Raw genomic sequence first — 1,442 nt, 5'->3', positions numbered from 1 at the left:
TGAACTGCACCCCAATTGTTAGACAACATCTAATAATTGGAGGTGCAGTTTTTTTGACTAAATATACGATAGACGAAAAATCACATGCAGTTTTAGAGTACTTAGAAGGGAAAAAATCCTATAAATCCATTGCACAAGAAAGAAATGTAGGTTTATCCCCTCTGAAAAGATGGGTCGCTCGCTATCTAAAACATGGGATGGAAGGACTTGCTTCATCCTATACAAATTACACTCTGCCCTTTAAACTAGAGGTACTTAAATATATGAACGAATATGGGGCATCGATCAACGAGACCGCTGTACACTATAACCTTCCTTCCGATTCTACACTTTTGAATTGGGCAAATCAGTTTAAGGAAGGAGGTATAGACGCCCTTAAACCAAAGAAAAAGGGGCGTCTATCCATGAAAAAAGAAACCAAGAAAACATCGCCAGCTAATGGCTCTCAAGAAACACTTCTTGCCGAATTAGAATACTTACGTGCAGAGAATGCCTATCTAAAAAAGTTGAGTGCCTTAGTTCAAGAAAAGGAAGCCTTACAAAGAAAGAAAAAGCGAAAGTAGTCCATGAACTAAGGAAACAATTTGATTTAAATCTGCTTCTATCCATTTCTAAAATGGCACGGAGTACGTACTATTATTGGGTAAACGCCTTCGGGCGTGAGGATAAATACACAGAAATGAAATCCCTTATCAAAGAGATTTTCCATACGCATAAAGGACGTTATGGGTATCGACGTATCACACTAGAATTACGTAACCGAGGTGCTCGCATCAATCATAAAACAGTTCTCCGATTGATGAATGAACTAGGATTGAAGTCATTGGTTCGTATGAAGAAATACCGTTCGTACAAAGGGAAAATCGGCAAGATTGCGCCCAACATTCTAGCACGTGATTTCAAGGCGGCAAAGTCCAATGAAAAATGGGTGACAGACGTCACAGAATTCCATCTAGCTGGGGAGAAACTATACTTATCGGCCATTCTTGATCTGTTTAATGGAGAAATCATCGCCTATAATATCGAATCTCGTCCTGTTTATCCCCTTGTTTCCAAAATGCTGGATAAAGCCTTTCATCGCTTGGAATCGAAAGATTCACCCATTCTTCATTCAGATCAGGGCTGGCATTATCAGATGAAACAATACTCTCATGATTTGAAAAGACATAACATTACACAAAGCATGTCCCGCAAAGGAAATTGTCTCGATAATGCGGTCATTGAAAACTTCTTTGGCTTATTAAAATCCGAATTACTCTATCTTCAAGAATTTGAAAGCATGGAGCATTTCAAACAAGAATTAGAGGAATATATCCATTACTACAATCATCAACGAATCAAGGTAAAATTAAAAGGCATGAGCCCGGTAGATTACCGGATTCATGCCCTCAAGGCTGCCTAATTAAATAAAGTGTCTAACTTTTTGGGTTCACTTCACAAAG

Annotated in this window: 1 protein-coding gene; it reads left to right on the top strand. The window is 38.6% G+C overall.

Translation table 11 applies throughout. The features are described from left to right. Positions 1 to 53: 53 nt before the first annotated feature. A protein-coding gene (locus AC1DUW_RS28700) for an IS3 family transposase (RefSeq protein WP_477644170.1) occupies positions 54 to 1,402 on the top strand; the annotation gives its coding sequence in 2 pieces (ribosomal slippage) (positions 54 to 498 and positions 498 to 1,402; 1,350 coding nt in all). The last annotated feature ends 40 nt before the right edge of the window (positions 1,403 to 1,442 follow it).

It is taken from the genome of Peribacillus sp. P4_C12, from assembly GCF_056402095.1.
The sequence above is the reverse complement of the archived record's forward strand: the minus strand, read 5'-3'. Positions and strand labels throughout refer to the sequence as shown.